This window comes from Pseudoalteromonas sp. T1lg88, from assembly GCF_002964765.1.
Lineage (GTDB): Bacteria > Pseudomonadota > Gammaproteobacteria > Enterobacterales > Alteromonadaceae > Pseudoalteromonas.
This window is the reverse complement of sequence record NZ_PQCF01000025.1, coordinates 1-450: the sequence shown is the minus strand read 5'-3', so window position 1 is coordinate 450 and position 450 is coordinate 1. Positions and strand designations below refer to the sequence as shown.

The following is a 450-nucleotide window of genomic DNA, read 5'->3' as shown; positions in this document are numbered from 1 at the left end:
ACATGGTGCGGAAGGTGAGACTTGAACTCACACATCCGAAGATACTGGAACCTAAATCCAGCGCGTCTACCAATTCCGCCACTCCCGCATTTTTATGTGTACAGAGAAGGAATCAAAATCCTGCATCTTCCACATTTTGTGTTTTATACCATTTTCTTATTGGTAGCAAGAAAATGGTGGCTACGCCCTGATTTGAACAGGGGACCCCATCATTATGAGTGATGTGCTCTAACCAACTGAGCTACGTAGCCATGGCTGGAGTACCAGGATTTGAACCTGGGAATGGCGGGATCAAAACCCGCTGCCTTACCGCTTGGCGATACTCCAACTAAAGGGTCGATAGTTTTAGTTCTTATCAAGAACATGGTGCGGAAGGTGAGACTTGAACTCACACATCCGAAGATACTGGAACCTAAATCCAGCGCGTCTACCAATTCCGCCACTCCCGCA

At 47.3% G+C, this 450-nt stretch carries 4 tRNA genes; all 4 read right to left on the bottom strand.

The window, feature by feature from the left end:
- Nucleotides 1–3 precede the first annotated feature (3 nt).
- The 4 genes from C2M34_RS07840 to C2M34_RS07825 all read right to left on the bottom strand — a co-directional run bounded on the left by C2M34_RS07840 (nt 4) and on the right by C2M34_RS07825 (nt 449).
- Nucleotides 4–88 (bottom strand) — tRNA-Leu (locus C2M34_RS07840).
- Between the two features lie 86 nt (nt 89–174).
- Nucleotides 175–251, bottom strand: a tRNA-Met gene (locus C2M34_RS07835).
- A 1-nt stretch (nt 252) separates the two neighbouring features.
- Nucleotides 253–327 (bottom strand) — tRNA-Gln (locus C2M34_RS07830).
- A 37-nt stretch (nt 328–364) separates the two neighbouring features.
- Nucleotides 365–449, bottom strand: a tRNA-Leu gene (locus C2M34_RS07825).
- Nucleotide 450 lies beyond the last annotated feature (1 nt).